Below are 1,157 nucleotides of genomic sequence, written 5' to 3' on the forward strand. Positions count from 1 at the left end.
GTTCCAGGAAGAGCTCGAACACCGAGCAACGAACAGAACGAACGAAACGAGCGAACTGAACGAGGAATCAGACGCCGTCGAAGCTGAGCCAGACGGCGGGTCAACGGAGGACACCAACGATGGCTGAGTACCTGCGCGTCACGCCGACATCCGAGCGGCTTGACCCGGAGAGCATCCCCCGAGTCCTCGACAGCCTCCACAAACTGACCACGCCCGGCTCGTCGGGCCTCGGGGCGAAGCTGAACCCACTCCACAGTGAGACACCACCCCGATTCGAGTTCCTCGCGATCAGTGATGGCCCGGACGACCCGGTAGAGTTCTTCTACGGGGCCGATGCGCACCTCGATACGCTTGAGAAGCGTCTCCGCTCCATCTATCCAAGCACGTTCGACATCGAGCGCGTCGACGTCGACGTCGCCTCTCGGCTCATTCAGCCAGTCGAGTTCACACCGCAGGAATTCGTCGACCACTACGAGGCCGGGCGGCTGCAGTACGAGTTTGGCCCGGCAGAACAGTACGACATCGTCGACGAGGAATCAGCGGACGCCGAGCCAGCCGAAGCGGACCCCGTTGTCGACGGCGGTACAGCAGCCACGAGCGTCCCCGATCATCACGTTACTGTCGGGGACTCAGCCCTCGAACTAGCGTCGCCCGATGCACTTCCAGGCGACGAGGAAGAACGACGGGCCATCGAGAAGCCGACGATGACACCGGCGGGAACGATTCTGGCTCGCCCGGCACAAGACGCTGTCTCGCCGCTCGGGGTTCGGTGGTGTGGCGCCGCGTCGCGGAAGCAGGACTGGATGACCTCGCTGACGCCGTTCACGGCAGAGGAAACGAACGGCGATCTCTCGTCCGTCGACGAGCCCGGCGCGGCGCTGGCGTCGCTAATCGACCACCTGATGGAGGCGACAGCGCCGACAGCGTTCCAAGTCGTCTTCCAACGGCGTGCCAGCTGGCAGTCCGACGCGGAGGTGCGGAAAGAGGACCTCGTCGACGGCCGGGATACGTTCTTCCAGGAAGTCGTCGGTTCGTTGCTCGAGGTCGAGGAGCAGCGGAGCGACCAGGACGACCGGCAGCTCAGCGAGGCCGTCGAGAAGCGGATCGAGTACATCGACGCGAAGAACGCCAAACGGTCGTTCACGGTCAACATCCGG

At 64.0% G+C, this 1,157-nt stretch carries 1 pseudogene; it reads left to right on the forward strand.

Annotated elements, in window-relative coordinates:
• Positions 1 to 119 precede the first annotated feature (119 nt).
• A pseudogene (locus AN233_RS05470) lies at positions 120 to 1,157 on the forward strand (ATP-binding protein); the annotation flags it as partial.

Source organism: Haloparvum sedimenti (assembly GCF_001462205.1).
Lineage (GTDB): Archaea > Halobacteriota > Halobacteria > Halobacteriales > Haloferacaceae > Haloparvum > Haloparvum sedimenti.